Below are 17,015 nucleotides of genomic sequence, written 5' to 3'. Positions count from 1 at the left end.
GCGACGCGGCCCGCTTAGTCGAGGACGCGCCGGAACATGTCAATGGCGGGCGCCACCACTTCGCCCAACGTAATATCGTCGACGAAACTGGCGTCATGTGCGCAACGTTTTGCCAGATTGTTTGCGCCGCATACCGGGCAGGACAAGCGACAGGCCAATATGGCACGATGGTGATCCTGCTGCAGGGGGGCCGATTCGAGCAGATTCGTCAGCCAATAAATGCCCACGCATGGCCGCCCCAGTGCCAGCGCCAGGTGCAGTGGTCCGGTGTCGTTGGACACCACCAGCGCTGAGCGAGCGAGCGTTCCCACCAGGGCCGCAAGCGTGGCCTTGCCAGCAATGTTGATGACGCCGTGACGCATGCGCCCCGCAACCGCGTGGGCAAGAGGCCTTTCCCGCTCCGAGCCATTGATGACGACGCGCGCTCCCGCCGCTGCTAGCGCGTCGGCCACGGCAGCGAAACGCTGGGGATGCCAGCGCCGGCGCGGGTCGCTGGCACCGGGCTGGATGAGCACCAGCCGTCGTCCGTCCTCATCGGGTATCAAGTCACGCGACAGTTGCAGGTCGGCTGCGGTGGCTTCGAGCTCACGCTTCATGGGCCAGTAGCTGGCCCCCGCCAGCGCGGCGACTTCCAGCAATTGCAGCCGGCGATTGACAGGGCCTGCGTAAGCGATGGTGCGGTCCAGCGGCGCCGCGTCCGCCGTGCGCATTCCCGCAGTCAAGCGCGCACCGAGCTGCCGGACCAGGGGGTTGGCATAGCGCCCGCCGCCATACATCTGCAGTGCCAGGTCAAAGCGCTGTGCGCGCATCTGGTCGATGAACAGGGTCTGCTCCCGGCCATCGCATGAACCGATTGCCGGCGCCGTGATGCCGGCAATCGGGGGGACCACCACGACATGGTCAACCAGGCCGGTACGCCCGGCAAGAAAGGAGGCGTGCCACGGCAGACCGAGGTAGGTAATCTCCGCACGCGGGTAGCGATGCCGGAGAGCATGCAAGGCCGGCAAACAAAACACGAAGTCGCCCACCGCGTTCGGGCGCAGCACGGCGATGCGGCGCACATCACGCACAAGGTAGCCAGTCATGGCCACAGTAGCTGCGGCGCATCGACCGAGCGCACCGGCAAGGTGGTGGGCAGTTCCATGTGATACGCCCCGGATGGAATCAGGCCGCACCCGCCAAACCGCGCCATGACGCGCAGCTGCGCCAGGACATCCTCGCCCGCATGATCCGCCGGCAAATCTGGCCAGAAATCAAAGCCGCCGCAGTCGCGCAGCTTGCCCGTATCGAACAGCACGCAGCCGCCGACCCACGCCACCCGGTAGCAGCGGGCGTCGCGCACGGTCAGTTCAAGCCTGCGCTGCACGTGGTACAGATTGGCTGCGCTATGGAGATGATGGCGTTCCCACGCCTGGGTGCCCGGCCGTATGGTTTCCGGCAGCACTTCCCCGTCCCAGAAAGTAATGGCTTCGTGCGCCGGACGCCGCTCGCCAAGATAGCTGAGACCGTGCAGCGCGCTGCCGACGAACCCGCACCGGCGGCGCCGGATGGTGTCGAGCATGCGCGCAAGCAGACTGGGCTCGACGATGACATCGTCATCGAGAAACAGGCAAAAGGGCGCGGTCACTTGCGCCAGTAAAAACGCGCGCTGCTCCGCCATGCCCCGCCGGGGCAGGTGGCGCAGGGCCACCACATCGATATCCTGCACGCGCAGGAAGCGTGTGACAGCCTGCACCTCTGGTGCGGCCACGATGCCTGGCCCATCGGATTGATCGGAAATGATGATACGAAAATGCCGCAGCGTCTGCGCCGCCAGCGCGCACAGCGTTACCGCCAGCGCACTCGCGCGGTTACAGGTAGGAATGAGCACATCGAGCACGTCGCTCATTGCCTGCGCCCTGGACGGTAAAGGTAGGGGTTGAGATCAGGATCGTTGTACATCTTGAACTGACGGTACATCTTGAAGTACGCCTCGCCGCGTGCTGCTTCGGTAAGCAACTGGTCGAGGCACAGGGCAAGGTCATGGCGCTGCGTGCCGAGCCGTTCGAGCTTGATGCGGCAAGTCGCTGCATGGCGGTCACCGGCATCGGTGCGGTGCGCCTGGATGGCCATGTGGAAAATCTTTAGTGCCAGTATGGACAGCCGGTCAATCATGGCGCCCGCTGTCTCGCTGCTCAGGCGCGCGCCGGCCTGCGGTGACACGTGCGGCAGGGTAGCCAATATTGCCTCGTCCATCGCCTCGACGGCGTCATTGCGGCGCTGGTTGTGCCGGTCAATGAGCCGTTTGCTCAGCGCAATGGCAGCCGGCCCCACGTCCGTGCGCCTGGCCTTGTCTTCTTCTCGCCATAGCAGGGTGTTGTAGCGATGATTGGCATGGACCCAATACCACGCGCCGGGGGTCAAGGGATCGCTGGTGCCGTCCGGCCATTCTGCATCGCGCAAGGCTTCTTCGTGAAACGCAATAATGTTGAGGGCATCGAACTGCGTCAGCATATCGCTCTCCAGGATGGGCGGCCGCGCGATCCGCCGGCCAGGTAAGCATTGGAGCGCGGCTTGCTTGTCCAGGTTCGCCTGCCACGCTTGCGCGAACGCAAGCGGGGTACGGGATGTCGTACATGCGTGCGTCATCGTACTGAACGCAGCGCCCCGCGCTGACATTCTTGGCGTCACCGAAATCATCTTCACAGGAGGCAATCATGGCTGACAATCTGCAAAATGCCGGTCCCCAGGACCGGGCGCGCATCAACGTCAACGAAGAGTGGGAGGTACGTTACTGGACGGAAACCCTCGGCGTCAACAAGGAGCGACTGCAGGAAATCGTCAAGGAAGTCGGGCCCAGCGTGACGGCGGTCCGCCAGCGCCTGCAGAAGTAGCACGGTGGAGCTTCGGCTCCATTTTTTTGACAACTTCAATGTAAAAATAGCTAAAGTTTTCTGCGCGAGCGTCGTAAATGGGGATGAGCCATTTTCCCATGAGTGAACAGCATGCTTCCGCTAAGAGTGATTAGCTATGTCGAACGTCCGCCGCCGGCGCAGCCGAGCGTGGCGCCGGTCCAGCGTCGCCCCGACCCGGGCATGCCGGCCAAGTTGCCGGCTGCCGGCCTCGCCGGTCCGCCCAGGTACGAGCGCCGGATGCAGGGGGACCGCCGCGTCAATGAACGGCGCGAAAAGGAACAGTCTGCCTTTCTCGACACGCGCACGCCCCAGGGCCGGCGCCGCAGTTCTGGCCGCCGTGCCGAAGACCAGTTTCAGCCCGAGTTCCGGATCGCCATTTCCATCAAGGTGTAGCCAGCTCGATCGCGTTTTCAGGCGCCGCCAATCGGCGAATCAGATCGGCAGCCATGGCACTGGCCTAGGCATGCTGCAAGACGTTGAGCAGCTTGCCATTGGGATCGCGGACATAAAAGCGCCGCACGCCCCATGGCTCGTTGACCGGACCGTATTCGACAGCGATGCCTGATGCCTTGACCCGTTCAAGCACCAATTTCAGGTCGTCCACTTCGATCGAGAGGTCCGGAACAGGCGTGCCCGATCCGCCTTCACTTGCAAAGCTGACCTGCACCTGCATGCTGGCGGCGGCAGTAAAGGTCCGGATCCAGCCATGGTCCATGGCCAGGTCCAATCCGAAGATTTCGCGATAGAAGGCATCGACACCAGCAGGATTACTGGTCGCGAAATTGGCAACAATCCGTTTGACGGCCATCAGGCCTCCGCATGAGATTGAATGTGTGGGAGTGGGCTACTGCACGGGGTATCCGGTGAGAGTGTCGCCGGACCGGCAAGAAAATTATAGGGAAAATTCGCCGCGCGCGGGCAAGTCATCGTAGTGACCGAGTGACTGATCACGTGGGTAACAGTCCCGGAATTCCATCTGGTCCTGCGCTGGGAGGCCAGGCCAACATCGAGTGTCCTGCTGGGCCCTGTACCCCCTCGAAATTGCCCGTCCAATTTTTTTGCCTGAGTGCGTGCTGCAGTAAGCGTAGCGGCGAGAACACTCGCTCTTCTGCGTTCTCAAGGTGGCGTCCAGGCTTGATCATTTCGGTCAAAAGCCTGTCGAAGTCTCATTCGATGATTTTTCTTAGTGCATCAAGTGTATTTGTACTGGCCATCAGCCGTCTATCCAGCCCCAAAAAATAAGTACCGGTAAAGCAACCGCGTTGCTGTCTATGATGAAAATTCAAGAAATTAAATTTTCACGTTCCGTGAACTTTTCATAAAGCTGAATGTTATTGCGATAATCAGTTGCGCGTGAGTCCTTGCGGTTCCCGATGGGACGGCCGAGCGCTGCCTGAATTTACCAACCAAGTACCCGTTAACCACGGCTCGACTTAGAACGCCTAACAATACCTCGTACTAGCAAGCTTGGGGGGCTTACGCGTTGGGATGCTTTCCACTTGGCAAGGTGCTATTATCCCTCGACAGGCCGCTTTCGGCCTTAGATTCAACCTGTCATTCGCAAACGGCCAAGGATTTTTCTAGCTTGCAAGCTACTATCCTGCTCCGACAGGGTCAGGCCTGTGGCCTGCGTCGCGCAGCCAACAGGCCGATTCCCATCGCGAGCAACAGGACCGATGACGGTTCAGGCACATCGCTCGCGATCTGCATAGATACGGTCTCGGCTATTCCATAATATTCAAGCTGGGTAGGTCCCCAGGGGCCATACATCATCACATATGAATCGGGATACTTGCGGTCATCGGCCGGGACCTCATACGACCAGTTCTGGTAAAGACCGAGGCCAAGTCCATATGCGTGCTTATGGCTGTACACGCTTGAAGTGGCCCACACATAGTTCCAGTCGGCGGTGTGCCCGCCGGCGCCGAACACCACACCATCAAAACGTTGGGTATCGCCCAGCGTCAGAAAATTAATCAAGGACACTTGGCCCGACAAATTCTTGTCCAGCACATACGAAACCGAAACGTCGCCAATCGTGATAGTGGAAACCGGCATGCCAGAATGCATGGGCCCTGTGACATGCGTGTGATCGGAAGGGGGCATAATTTGGCTTGCGATGAGCGACGGGTCAAACGTCAGGCTCTGCGAATAATGTAAGCCGGCCAGGTCACGTCCCGCCACGCCGTGGCTAAAGTTACCGGCGAAATCTTTGCCAGATTGAATGGTTCCGCTGGTTGTGTAAGTCATCAAGGTAGCATTGGCGGCGCTGGCGAAACAAGCCATTGCCATCAAAATTACGCCGTGCTTCAGCAACCCGAGTTTCGAAAATAAGTGAGGCATCGACGCAATCTTTCTTGATAAAGTGAATTGACTATTGTACAAGAACATGAAATTTTTTCAAATCCTTTTTTCCGTAGCAATAATTTTTCGGGACCTACATTGCAAAGGCAAACATCAGACCTGCCCACACTGACAGGAAAACGAATGGCATATTGCGACCAAACCGAAACCGCTCACCATCAAATTCGCCTTTATAGGCGAGGGCATCCACCGGGCAGCGGGCGGTCGGCTGGTCGCCCGTAAAGTTTTTTTGCTGGAACGGTGCCGCCAGCATCTCCACTGTCGTCTCAATCGAAGACGTCCGCTGCGCATTGGACAGGCCGCTTGCGCTGATCCGACTCGATGGCCAGAGAACTAGCGCGCTGCGTGCCCCGCCAGTCACTCCCGCATGATGGGCGATCATATCGCTATTTACGCCCCGGCTCGTGCGCCAGCCGAAGCCCACCTCGTACTCACGCTCGCGGACCACGGAGCCATCGGCTAATCGCGCGAGTTCCAGCATCGCCTTAAACGTCTTGGGCGAGACGACTTTGCCATTCATGACGCGACTTCCAAACAGCGCAATTGCTTCACGCGGCGCCGCCAGACCTCCGCCTCCCCAGGTATAGCTCATGTCGTGCGTTGTCAACCGCACCGCACGGCCGTCAGCAAACTCGTACGCTTCCGATGCTTTTGTGTCGCCGTGATCGGACGCGTCCGCACTGATGGCTAGGCCGGGCGTAACCTCATCGCCGATGTAATCGAGGAAGCTTTTTCCAGCATCCGCTTCGATCACGGCGCGAAGCAACGTATAGCCCCAGGAAGAGTAATGGTATGCAGCGTTCGGGGCTGTCAGCAACGGGCGATCGGCCAACATATCCACTGCCGCGCGGACCTAGTCGTAGTGCTTCGCACCCCGTCCCGTGTCGACATCCTGATAATGCGGCAGGCCCGAGGTATGAGCCGCAAGCTGTCGCGGTGTGAGCGGTGCCCACGGGGCCTTCAGCCACGATAGCCTGGATTGGACTGGGGCGTATCCAGCCTGCCCTCTTGGCCAAGTTTCGCGGCGGCGGTTGCCGTGACGGGCTTGGACACGCTCGCTAAGCGAAACATGGTATGGTGGTCGACCGGCTCGCCAGCTTCGAGATTGCGCATTCCCGCGCTCCCGCCAGACCGGCACCCCATCGACCACGACGGCAGGCCTCATTCCGGGGACGCCGTTGCCTGTGACCAACGAGGCAAGCATGCGGTCAGTCACGCGGTTTGGGCTGCTGCGCGCATAGGTGGCGAACGCGTTGACGCTTGTCGAGACGCCACCAGCCATTGCGAGTACGGCCGAGGCGAAATAGATGGCGTGGAGTGGAGCATGCAGCTGCTTGATGAGGTTCGAAGCGCTTGGGGATGGGTTGCAGTCCCGATGGATCTGAAGGTAATGTTGCTACACGCAATCGAAGACATTGTCGCCGAAGAATGTTGGGGAGCAGTCGGCGGCGAGTTGGGGCATGCGGTCACCTCACCGGAGAGTATATGAGTGATTTTAGCGTTGGCATCGCTGCTGCGATTGGAGCGCTGGGCATAGGAGCGTGGTGCATGGTCAAAAGACGCCTAGAACTTTTTCACTTGAAAAAGCAAGGTATCGATACTGTTGCCACGGTTGTCGAATCGAGAGCCACTGATGGTCACCTGTGGGAAGTAGTGGCCGAATTCACGCACGGGGGAACTCACAGCGTGATCACAGTTCGAGACTACGTGTTTGTTGCGCCATTCGAATCTGGACCTCCGGTTGGCTCGCAAATACATGTTGTATATTCTTGGATCACTCCAGGACTAGCTCGTATTGCTGAGTCAGCTATGTAACCCGCGCCGCTCGCTAGGTGCAGCAATCCCCAAAAATTTACTGCAAAGGTGTTTCGTACAGGTCTGGCTTTGTCGAGGTGCTTCCTAATATTCACCCAGGACACGTCAACATTGAAGTATGGAACCTTCATCCGGACCACGATAGACGGACTACAGACATCTCCGACGATAGCATTTCGAACGCGGACGTCACTGGTCACACTGAAGTAGAACTGGACGTTACGCAGGCCAAAGAGCTAGTGCGGCTGCTTAAAGCAGCGATAGAAGCAGTTGAAAGCAATACTTAGAAATGAGAACTGGAATTTCGAATGTCCGGAATGGGGCGATAGCTGCCTGTCGAGACCGCCTCGTGCTCTTGCATCCTCGCAACTGATATCATGCCGAACGGCAGAGATCGGCCCAGGCTGTATAAAAGCGCGAAAGCGCCGAGGTAGCCGGAGCATTCGACCCTCTAGAACCCGCGCCACGGCCCTTCGCGAACGTCCCAAATCGGCCAAGAACCATCGGTCGGAAAGAGCCGGGCAAAATCATTCAGGGGGAGGCTTGTGTACCCACTACGTATCGGAAACCACTCGGAGTTCGTCGGGATAGACATTCGCTATCGTCACCCAACTGATGACTGGGTGATCTGTGATGTTGAGGTCAGAGTACGGGGCTTCAGCGCTTCAATATCTGCTCATTTCGAAGACGCCGATTTCCGACGTTTCGCGGTTGAGCTTGAAACGCTCTATGACCAGCTCAGCGGTACAGCTCGACTCTGGCCTAGGGATGAGCAACTCATGCTCACGCTAGAGGGAAACGGGCGAGGAGGTATCGAAGTCAACGGGAGTGCTTGGTACGTAGCCTGCTACGGAAACAAGCTAGAGTTTGAATTTGAAATTGATCAGACCTACTTGCCCGCGCTGTTACAACAGCTTTCAGAGGTTGGCAGAGTCCCACCCGATGCACAGGGGTAATTATTTGATCGAGCAACGTCATAATGCGGACGTCCGCTTCGGGGCGCGAGCGGACATCCACCAAGCGCTTCTTTCGCCTGCCTGCTCACTCATCTGTTGGAGGTATGTCGAGAGGTTTTGTTAGGCGCTCTTAACCACACAAGCAAGTGTGGGTAAAGAAAAAGCCTGTTCTCTTCTCGGAGAACAGGCCTTAATCAACAAAAAGTAAGGTAAGTCTTAGAACGGAATGTCGTCATCCATATCCGAGAAGTTCGGCGCCGGCTTTGGTGCCGGGCGTGCGGCCGGTGCCGGTGGCGCCTGGCGTTGCGGTGCCTGGCGCTGCGGGGCTTCATAGCCGCCGCCGTCATCCATGCTGTCGCCGCCGCCCATGCCCTGGCGTCCGCCCAGCATCTGCATGTTTTCAGCCACGATGTCGGTCGCGTATTTTTCCACACCATCCTTGTCGGTGTACTTGCGCGTCTGCAGGCGGCCTTCCACATACACCGAGGAACCTTTTTTCAGGTACTGGCCGACGATCTCGGCCAGGCGGCCAAAGAAGGAAATGCGGTGCCACTCGGTGGTCTCGCGCTGCTCGCCCGTGTTCTTGTCTTTTGATTTGTACGAGGTTGCCACGGCGATGTTGGCGATTGCGTCTCCGCTCGGCATGTAGCGGATCTCGGGATCGCGACCCAGATTACCGACGATGATGACTTTGTTGACTGATGCCATGAAATACTCCTGTAGGACCGTGGCTAACACCACAGCACGATAATTTTTGCCAGACGTGGATTATATGTCACCCACCCCCGGTTGCAGGAGGTTATTGTGCGTCCGTCATCCGTTTGCGCCTGGCATGAATACTGGTATTATATACAGTATTCATGCCGCCAATTTCCCTGATTTATCTCAATACGCGATCCGCCCGCCTGCGAACACAGCAGCCGTGGCGGCCGCAGGCATCGCTTTCGATTCACGGCTATAGTACTAGCTGACCCGTTTAAGGCCCTATACATGGAACAGATCCGCATCCGCGGCGCACGTACGCACAACCTGAAGAACATCAATCTCGACCTGCCCCGCAACAAGCTGATCGTGATCACCGGCCTGTCCGGCTCCGGCAAGTCTTCGCTTGCGTTCGACACGCTGTATGCCGAGGGCCAGCGCCGCTATGTCGAGTCGCTCTCGGCCTACGCGCGCCAATTCCTGCAACTGATGGAAAAGCCCGATGTGGACCTGATCGAAGGCCTGTCGCCTGCCATCTCCATCGAGCAGAAAGCCACCTCGCACAATCCGCGTTCCACCGTCGGCACGGTCACCGAGATTCACGACTATCTGCGCCTGCTGTACGCGCGCGTGGGCACGCCCTACTGCCCGAACCACCCGGACCATGCGCTCGCTGCGCAGACAGTGTCGCAAATGGTGGACGCGGTGCTCGACATGGCCGAAGACACCAAGCTCATGATCCTGGCACCCGTGGTGGCCAACCGCAAGGGCGAGCATTCCGACCTGTTCGAATCGATGCAGGCCCAGGGCTTCGTTCGTTTTCGTATCCAGAGCGGCACCCACGCGGCCAAGATCTACGAGATCGACGACCTGCCCAAGCTGAAAAAGACCGAGAAGCACACCATTGACGTCGTCATCGACCGCGTGAAGGTCAATGCCGAGATCAAGCAGCGCCTGGCCGAAAGCTTCGAGACTGCCCTGCGCCTGGCCGACGGCCGCGCAGTGGTACTTGAAATGGAAGGCGGCGAGGAGCACGTCTACTCCAACAAGTTCGCCTGTACCACCTGCGGCTACTCGCTGCAGGAGCTCGAACCGCGCCTGTTCTCCTTCAATAACCCGATGGGCGCCTGCCAAGAATGCGATGGCCTGGGCCACATCGAGTTTTTCGACCCGCGCCGCATCGTCGCCTTCCCCAACCTGTCGCTCGCGTCAGGCGCCGTCAAGGGGTGGGACCGCCGCAACCAGTTCTACTTCCAGATGCTGTCCAATCTGGCCGCGTACTACGAATTCGACATCGACACGCCGTTTGAAAAGCTGCCCGAGTCGGCGCAGCAGGCGGTGCTGCACGGCTCCGGCAAGACCACCATCCCGTTCACCTATGTGAACGAGCGCGGTCGCACGGTGGTTCGCGAGCATACGTTCGAAGGCGTGGTCACCAACCTGTCGCGCCGCTACCGCGAAACCGATTCGATGGCGGTCAAGGAAGAACTGGCAAAGTTCATCAACGAAAAACAGTGCCCGGCCTGTGACGGCGCGCGCCTGCGCATCGAGGCGCGCAACGTCAAGGTCGGCACCGGCAAGCAGCAGCGCGCCATTTATGAAGTGGCCAGGAAGCCCCTGCGCCAGTGCCTGGAGTTCTTTGAAAAGCTCACCCTCAAGGGCGCCAAGAAGGACATTGCCGACCGCGTGATCAAGGAAATCGTCTCGCGCCTGCAGTTTCTCAATAACGTGGGCCTCGATTACCTGTCGCTCGACCGCAGCGCCGACACGCTCTCCGGCGGCGAAGCGCAGCGCATTCGCCTGGCCTCGCAGATCGGCTCGGGCCTGACCGGCGTGATGTACGTGCTCGACGAACCATCCATCGGCCTGCACCAGCGCGACAACGACCGCCTGATCGACACGCTCAAGCACCTGCGCGACATCGGTAACAGCGTGCTGGTGGTGGAACATGATGAAGACGCGATCCGCACCGCCGACTATATTGTCGACATGGGCATTGGCGCGGGCGTGCATGGCGGCGAAATCATCGCCGAAGGCACGCTCAAGGACATCATGAAGAACAAGAAGTCCCTGACCGCCAAGTACCTGAGCGGCGCGCTCAAGATCGCAGTGCCCAAGAAGCGCCATGTGGCCGATCCCAATCGCCAGCTTGTCATCACGGGCGCCACCGGCAACAACCTGAAAAAGGTGTCCCTCAAGCTGCCGGTGGGCCTGCTCACCTGCGTGACCGGCGTATCGGGTTCGGGCAAGTCGTCGCTGGTAAACGACACGCTGTATCCCGCCCTGTCGCGCCACCTGTACGGCTCGCAGACGGAGCCTGCGCCGCACGATTCGATCAGCGGCCTGGAACACTTCGACAAGGTGATCTCGGTCGACCAGGCGCCCATCGGGCGCACGCCGCGCTCGAACCCGGCCACCTACACCGGTGTGTTCACGCCGATCCGCGACCTGTTCTCGGGCGTGCCGTCGGCCAAGGAGCGCGGCTACAGCGCCGGGCGCTTCTCGTTCAACGTCAAGGGCGGCCGCTGCGAAGCGTGCCAGGGCGATGGCGTGACCAAGGTGGAGATGCACTTTTTGCCGGACGTGTACGTGCCGTGCGATGTCTGCCACGGCAAGCGCTATAACCGCGAAACGCTGGAAGTGAACTACAAGGGCAAGAACATCACCGAAGTGCTGGACATGACGGTGGAGGATGCGCACGAATTCTTCAAGGCGGTGCCGGTCATCGCGCGCAAGCTGCAAACGCTGCTCCACGTGGGCCTTGGCTACATCAAGCTGGGGCAGAGCGCCACCACGCTGTCCGGTGGCGAGGCGCAGCGTGTCAAGCTGTCGCTGGAGCTGTCCAAGCGCGATACCGGCCGCACGCTGTACATCCTGGACGAGCCGACCACGGGCCTGCATTTCCATGACATTGACCTGCTGCTCAAGGTGATCCACCGCCTGCGCGACCAGGGCAATACACTGGTGATCATCGAGCACAACCTGGACGTGATCAAGACCGCGGACTGGATCGTGGACCTGGGACCGGAAGGCGGCGCGGGCGGTGGCCAGATCATCGCCGCCGGCACGCCGGAAGACGTGGCGAAAAATCCGGACAGCGTCACCGGCAAATACCTGGGACCCTTGCTCAAGGCCTGAGCATGCGCGTGCTCATCATGGGCAATTCGGGTTCGGGCAAGTCGTGGCACGCGCGCGCGCTGGCGGCGCAGCATGGCATAGCCCATCTCGACCTCGACACCATCGTGTTCGTGCCTGGACTGGTGGCGGTGGAACGGCCGCAGTCAGATGTGCTGGCCGACCTGCGCGCTTTCACCGAAAGGCACGCGGCCTGGGTGGTGGAAGGCTGCTACGGCGACCTGGTGGAGGCCGCCCTGCCTTCATGCACGGAGCTGGTATTCATGAATCCGGGGCGTGCGGCCTGCCTGGCCAACAATGGCCGGCGGCCCTGGGAGCCACACAAGTACGCATCGAAAGAACAGCAGGACAGCATGCTGCCGTTTTTGCTGGACTGGGTGGCCGACTATTATGTGCGCACCGACCGCTGCTCGTACGCCTGGCATCGGCGCGTATTCGACACGTGGACGGGCGCCAGGCGCGAAGTGACGGCCTAATCAGCCGCCGGCAGTCCCCAGCGGCAGCACCCGCTTGTCGGTCATGATCCAGTTTCCTTTGTCGTCCACCTTGACCGTGAAGCGCACGGGAATGGACGGGTCGCGCCGGTCCTGGGGACCGAAGACATTGCCCTGCAGGGTCATACTGTCGGGGGTGTAGCTCACCACGCGCTTGACGAAGCGCACCGGGCTTTCAAACGTCACCACGGGCGAGGACAGGCGCGGGTCAACGATGTACTTGCCGCTGCTGATGGTGGCCACGGCAAGGTGCGTGGCCTCGATGCCGGCGCCGCCGAAGCATCCCAGGTCGCCCGACCACAGCACCACATACTTGGGCAGCATGCGCTCGTCGTCTTCCACCGGGATCAGTGCCAGCGCGTCGTCAGTCCTCACCTTGACGCCGGGGCAGGAGATGGCGTTGGCGTAGCGGCGCACGGCGTCCACGATGCCGCGCTTGATCTCTTCGGGTGACTTTTCTTTTTCAGCTGCACGGGCGTCGGTAACAACAAGCGCACATGCCAAAGCTGCACAAAATAATTGCATCTGCATGATATTCGGTTCTGCTGCAAATGCGTATCTTGCCATGAACCGGGCGCGCAAGTTGCGTGCTTTGTCACCACGCAGCCGGGTGGGCGAAAAAAAAGGCGCATCCGAAGACGCGCCTTGATCGAAAAGAGCTCGCCGCTTATGACGCCAGGCGCTTTTCGAGTGCTGCTTTCGTGTCCACCAGTTCTTGTGGCAGGTGGTACGCAAGCTTCTCAAACAGCTCCGAGTGGAGCTTGAGTTCTTCTTGCCAGGCGTCCTTGTCGATCGAGGTGATCGTGTCGAACTGCTCCTGGGTGAAATCGAGGCCGTCCCAGTTCAGGTCGGCATAGTTCGGGGTGGTGCCAAACACGTTTTCGGTGCCGCCGGCGGTGCCGTCGATGCGCTCGAGCATCCACTTGAGCACGCGCATATTGTCGCCAAAGCCAGGCCAGACAAACTTGCCGTCGGCATCGGTGCGGAACCAGTTGACGCAGTAAATCTTCGGCAGCGCGGCCGGGTTCTTTTCGCCGATCTTCTTGCCCAGGTTGAGCCAGTGGGCAAAGTAATCGCTCATGTTGTAGCCAATGAAGGGCAGCATGGCGAACGGGTCGCGGCGCACAATGCCCATCTGGCCGGCAGCGGCGGCGGTGGTTTCCGAACCCATGGTGGCAGCCATGTACACGCCTTCGGTCCAGTTGCGCGCTTCGGTTACCAGCGGCACCGTGGTCGAACGGCGGCCACCGAAAATGAAGGCCGAAATCGGCACGCCCGCAGGATCGTCCCAGGCCGGATCGATCACCGGGTTCTGGGTCGCAGCCACGGTAAAGCGCGCGTTGGGGTGCGAAGCCTTGGTGCCGGACGCCGGGGTCCAGTCCTTGCCCTGCCAGTCGATCAGGTGCGCAGGCGCTTCCTTGGTCAGGCCTTCCCACCACACGTCGCCGTCGTCGGTCAGCGCCACGTTGGTGAAGATGGTGTTCTTGTCCATCGACGCCATGCAGTTGCTGTTGGTCTTGGTGTTGGTGCCGGGGGCAACGCCGAAGTAGCCCGCTTCCGGATTGATCGCGTACAGGCGGCCATCGGCACCGGGCTTGATCCAGGCGATGTCGTCGCCGATGGTGGTCACTTTCCAGCCATTGAAGCTGCCGGGCGGGATCAGCATGGCGAAATTGGTCTTGCCGCAAGCGGACGGGAATGCCGCCGCCACGTAGTGCTTCTTGCCTTCGGGCGACTCCACGCCGAGAATGAGCATGTGTTCGGCCAGCCAGCCGGTGCCGCCGTTCTGCGCTTCCTGGAAGCCCATATTGGAGGCGATGCGCAGCGCAAAGCACTTCTTGCCCAGCAGCGCGTTGCCGCCGTAGCCGGAACCGTAGGACCAGATTTCGCGCGTCTCAGGATAGTGGACGATGTACTTGGTGGGGTTGCATGGCCATGGCACGTCCTTCTGGCCGGCGGCCAGGGGAGCGCCCACGGTGTGCACGGCCGGCACGAAGTCGCCATCGGTCCCCAGCACGTCGTAGACGGCCTTGCCCATGCGCGTCATGATGCGCATGTTGACGGCAACGTAAGGCGAATCGGACAGCTCGACGCCGATGTGGGCGATAGGCGAACCCAGCGGGCCCATGGAGAACGGGACCACGTACATGGTGCGTCCGCGCATGCAGCCGTCGAACAGGCCATTGAGGGTGGTGCGCATTTCTGCCGGCGCCATCCAGTTGTTGGTGGGGCCTGCCTGCTCTTTGGTGGCCGAACAGATATAGGTGCGGTCTTCCACGCGCGCCACATCGGTCGGATCGGAACAGGCCAGGTAGGAACCGGGGCGTTTTGCTTCGTTGAGTTTTTTCATGGTGCCAGCAGCCACCATTTCTGCACACAGGCGGTCGTACTCTTCCTGTGAGCCATCGCACCAGTAAATGCGCTCAGGCTTGGTCAGGCCCGCGATTTCACGGACCCAATTGATGAGCTTTTGATGCTTGATGTAAGCTGGGACGTCCAGGACTGCAACGCCACCCATAACGGGCTGATTCATAATACCTCCAATGCCAATAAGAATTCTTTCTAGTCCCGGCACGGCAGGATCGTCGTCAGCTTGTGGCTTGCGCTCAGGAACCCGATCGCAAGGATGGTCCGGCGGTACGGCGGTCTTGTCGACAGCCCCTTTCATGAGGGGCCAGGTGGAACGGTCGTGCTGGTTTTGACGGCATCGGGGCCGGACAAAACCTTGATTTCGCGCCGATTGTACACCTGCCAACACGTGATTTGAACCGAAATGTAGTAATAATAGTCGACCAATGTAGTAGGCTATTCCGAAAACCCGTGATCCTGTTATTTACCTACGCCTTGCGCGCTAACTTCTGTTAATTTCCATGAAAATTGCCGTAATTGATGACTTCCAGGATGCCGTCCGCCAGCTCGACTGTTTTCAGCTTTTGCACGGACATGAGGTCAAGGTGTTCACCAATTCCGCGCGCGGTGCCGGCCAGCTGGCGATTCGGCTGGCACCGTTTGACGCCCTCGTGCTCATCCGCGAACGCACCGCCTTGAGTCGCCAGGTACTGGCCAGGCTGCCCAACCTCAGGCTCATTTCCCAGACCGGCAAGGTCAGCGGGCACATTGATGTTAGCGCCGCAACGGAACGCGGTATTGCGATAGCGGAAGGAATTGGCTCGCCGGTTGCGCCGGCCGAATTGACGTGGGCCCTGATCATGGCGGCCAGCAGGCGCCTGGTACCGTATGCCAACAACTTTCGCGATGGTCTGTGGCAGACCGCCTCCATCAACCCGGTACTCAATGGCGTGGGGCGGTCCCTGCGTGGCCGCACCCTGGCCATCTGGGGCTACGGGAACATTGGCCGGCTGGTGGCAGGCTATGGCCGCGCGTTCGGCATGCGCGTGCTGGTGTGGGGATCGGCAGCGGGCCGGGCGGCGGCCGAGAGCGACGGGTACGAGGCGGCCGCCTCGCGCGAGGCGCTGTTCGGGGAGGCGGACGTGCTCAGCCTGCACCTGCGGCTGGGCGACGCCACCCGTGCCATCGTCACGGCGCAGGACCTGGCGCGCATGAAGCACGACGCCTTGCTGGTCAACACCAGCCGCGCCGAGCTGCTGCAGGAGGGGGCGCTGGAGGCGGCCCTGCGCGCCGGCCGCCCCGGCATGGCGGCCATTGATGTGTATGAAAGTGAACCGGCCGCGCCCGATCATCCGCTGCTGAAAATACCGACCGTGCTGGCCACGCCCCACCTGGGCTATGTGGAACAGGACAGCTACGAAACGTATTTTCGCGCCGCCTTTGAAAACATCGTCAACTATGCGGCAGGCAAGCCGACCGGCATCCTCAACCCCGAGGCACTGGGCAAGCGGCCCTAGTCGGAGGTTTCCGGCAGCCGGGGAATGCCGGTCAGGTTAACCGTCGGCGCCGGCATCACGTGGGCCCGGGTCCACAAGCCGGCCCAGCCGGGCGGCCAGCCGATGGCGGGGCCGCTGTACGGCGCCAGGCCGGCACGCACGGCAATGACGGGAACCGGAGGGGCCTCGTGCCCGCTGCCGGCCCTGCCTTCCATGTCGAGGCTGTACATGTAGCCGGGCAGCAAAGCGTCGCATACCTGGGCGAACCAGGCGGTATGGTCTTCATCCCGGCCCAGTGCCTGCGCCAGCCCCTGCGGATCGAAGCGCGCCAGTGCGTGGATCAGCTCGTCGGTGGTGGCGCCGGGCGAATCGCCCCAGCCCATCACGGGATTATTGTTGTATTCGGCGCCCGAGCCGTACCAGCCCTCGCGCCAGGGCCGCTGCATCCAGTCACGCTGCCCTGTAAACAGGTGCCAGCGCCAGTGCAGGCCGGATGGCTTGGGCCAGGAATACAGATACAGCTTCTGGTAGCCGGCCTGGTGCAGGCTGCGCACCATCTGCATCAGGCGGGCGTGGGGCATGCGTTCGGGCGGCGTGCGGCGAAACCGGATTGCTTCACCGTCGGCATGTTGCACGTCGTCGCTGGACAGGTTCAGGTCAAGCGTGCGCGCTTCGCTGCCGAAGCGGGCCGAGATCCATCCGGTCAGTAAATTGACGTGCGTAATGACGCCATAGCCGCGATGGCGATGGAAGATGACGGTTCCTGGGGCTAAGGCTTTCATGACGGATGTGGGCAAAAAAAACCAGTGT

Annotated in this window: 17 protein-coding genes; 6 read left to right on the top strand and 11 right to left on the bottom strand. The window is 60.6% G+C overall.

The genetic code is table 11. The features are described from left to right. Window positions 1–14: 14 nt before the first annotated feature. From KY495_RS09700 to KY495_RS24030, 3 genes are read right to left on the bottom strand one after another with little or no spacing between them, the layout of a single operon-like run. A complete protein-coding gene (locus tag KY495_RS09700; RefSeq protein WP_219883436.1) occupies window positions 15–1,085 on the bottom strand; it encodes a glycosyltransferase family 9 protein in 1,071 nt (356 codons plus the stop codon). Next, a complete protein-coding gene (locus tag KY495_RS24035) occupies window positions 1,082–1,888 on the bottom strand; it encodes a glycosyltransferase family A protein (RefSeq protein WP_229518558.1) in 807 nt (268 codons plus the stop codon). The genes KY495_RS09700 and KY495_RS24035 overlap by 4 nt, the downstream gene beginning before the upstream one ends. Then, the gene (locus tag KY495_RS24030; RefSeq protein ID WP_229518557.1) at window positions 1,885–2,493 is read right to left on the bottom strand and encodes a DUF4254 domain-containing protein; all 609 of its coding nucleotides are present in this window, start codon (window positions 2,491–2,493) and stop codon (window positions 1,885–1,887) included. Before KY495_RS24030 ends, KY495_RS24035 begins: the two co-directional genes overlap by 4 nt. Window positions 2,494–2,696: 203 nt before the next feature. On the opposite strand from KY495_RS24030, the gene KY495_RS09690 reads away from it, so the two are divergent. Both KY495_RS09690 and KY495_RS09685 read left to right on the top strand, forming a co-directional pair. Continuing rightward, window positions 2,697–2,873: a DUF3606 domain-containing protein gene (locus KY495_RS09690; protein WP_219883435.1), complete on the top strand. Its 177-nt coding sequence runs from the start codon at window positions 2,697–2,699 to the stop codon at window positions 2,871–2,873. A gap of 111 nt (window positions 2,874–2,984) precedes the next feature. Then, entirely contained in the window at window positions 2,985–3,287 is a 303-nt protein-coding gene (locus tag KY495_RS09685) for a hypothetical protein (RefSeq protein WP_219883434.1), read from the top strand. Between the two features lie 64 nt (window positions 3,288–3,351). Here the strand turns inward: KY495_RS09685 and KY495_RS09680 are convergent, their stop codons facing one another. The 4 genes from KY495_RS09680 to KY495_RS24375 all read right to left on the bottom strand — a co-directional run bounded on the left by KY495_RS09680 (window position 3,352) and on the right by KY495_RS24375 (window position 6,371). After that, window positions 3,352–3,702 (bottom strand): VOC family protein, encoded by a 351-nt coding sequence (locus tag KY495_RS09680; RefSeq protein ID WP_219883433.1) that lies wholly within the window; start codon window positions 3,700–3,702, stop codon window positions 3,352–3,354. Between the two features lie 806 nt (window positions 3,703–4,508). Further along, a complete protein-coding gene (locus KY495_RS09675; protein ID WP_219883432.1) occupies window positions 4,509–5,285 on the bottom strand; it encodes a PEP-CTERM sorting domain-containing protein in 777 nt (258 codons plus the stop codon). A gap of 46 nt (window positions 5,286–5,331) precedes the next feature. Further along, complete coding sequence (locus tag KY495_RS09670) at window positions 5,332–6,093, bottom strand: serine hydrolase (protein ID WP_219883431.1); 762 nt, start codon at window positions 6,091–6,093, stop codon at window positions 5,332–5,334. Between the two features lie 125 nt (window positions 6,094–6,218). Further along, the gene (locus KY495_RS24375) at window positions 6,219–6,371 is read right to left on the bottom strand and encodes a serine hydrolase (RefSeq protein WP_219883430.1); all 153 of its coding nucleotides are present in this window, start codon (window positions 6,369–6,371) and stop codon (window positions 6,219–6,221) included. Between the two features lie 372 nt (window positions 6,372–6,743). Between KY495_RS24375 and KY495_RS09660 the strand changes: the two genes are divergently transcribed. Then, window positions 6,744–7,073, top strand: coding sequence for a hypothetical protein (locus KY495_RS09660; protein WP_219883429.1), 330 nt, complete (start codon window positions 6,744–6,746; stop codon window positions 7,071–7,073). A gap of 1,172 nt (window positions 7,074–8,245) precedes the next feature. Here the strand turns inward: KY495_RS09660 and ssb are convergent. Further along, entirely contained in the window at window positions 8,246–8,737 is a 492-nt protein-coding gene (ssb, locus tag KY495_RS09655; protein ID WP_219883428.1) for a single-stranded DNA-binding protein, read from the bottom strand. Between the two features lie 282 nt (window positions 8,738–9,019). Here ssb and uvrA point away from each other — a divergent pair, with 282 nt between their 5' ends. Together uvrA and KY495_RS09645 are read left to right on the top strand one after the other, a co-directional pair. Continuing rightward, the gene (uvrA, locus tag KY495_RS09650) at window positions 9,020–11,869 is read left to right on the top strand and encodes an excinuclease ABC subunit UvrA (RefSeq protein ID WP_219883427.1); all 2,850 of its coding nucleotides are present in this window, start codon (window positions 9,020–9,022) and stop codon (window positions 11,867–11,869) included. A 2-nt stretch (window positions 11,870–11,871) separates the two neighbouring features. Continuing rightward, window positions 11,872–12,342: a hypothetical protein gene (locus tag KY495_RS09645; protein WP_219883426.1), complete on the top strand. Its 471-nt coding sequence runs from the start codon at window positions 11,872–11,874 to the stop codon at window positions 12,340–12,342. Here KY495_RS09645 and KY495_RS09640 read toward each other — a convergent pair whose 3' ends face one another. Continuing rightward, window positions 12,343–12,891 (bottom strand): hypothetical protein, encoded by a 549-nt coding sequence (locus KY495_RS09640; protein ID WP_219883425.1) that lies wholly within the window; start codon window positions 12,889–12,891, stop codon window positions 12,343–12,345. Between the two features lie 136 nt (window positions 12,892–13,027). Beyond that, window positions 13,028–14,893: a phosphoenolpyruvate carboxykinase (GTP) gene (locus KY495_RS09635; protein WP_219883424.1), complete on the bottom strand. Its 1,866-nt coding sequence runs from the start codon at window positions 14,891–14,893 to the stop codon at window positions 13,028–13,030. 337 nt (window positions 14,894–15,230) lie between these two features. Here KY495_RS09635 and KY495_RS09630 point away from each other — a divergent pair, with 337 nt between their 5' ends. Beyond that, on the top strand, window positions 15,231–16,226 hold the full coding sequence (locus tag KY495_RS09630) for a D-2-hydroxyacid dehydrogenase family protein (protein ID WP_219883423.1): 996 nt from the start codon (window positions 15,231–15,233) through the stop codon (window positions 16,224–16,226). On the opposite strand, the gene KY495_RS09625 is transcribed toward KY495_RS09630, so the two are convergent. After that, a complete protein-coding gene (locus KY495_RS09625) occupies window positions 16,223–16,987 on the bottom strand; it encodes an L-asparaginase (RefSeq protein WP_219883422.1) in 765 nt (254 codons plus the stop codon). The genes KY495_RS09630 and KY495_RS09625 overlap by 4 nt on opposite strands. Between the last annotated feature and the right edge of the window lie 28 nt (window positions 16,988–17,015).

Origin of the sequence: Massilia sp. PAMC28688 (genome assembly GCF_019443445.1) — a bacterium.
In the GTDB taxonomy this organism is placed as follows: Bacteria; Pseudomonadota; Gammaproteobacteria; order Burkholderiales; family Burkholderiaceae_D; genus Telluria_A.
Note: the sequence above shows the minus strand (reverse complement) of the source record. Positions and strands in the feature narration are given on the sequence as shown.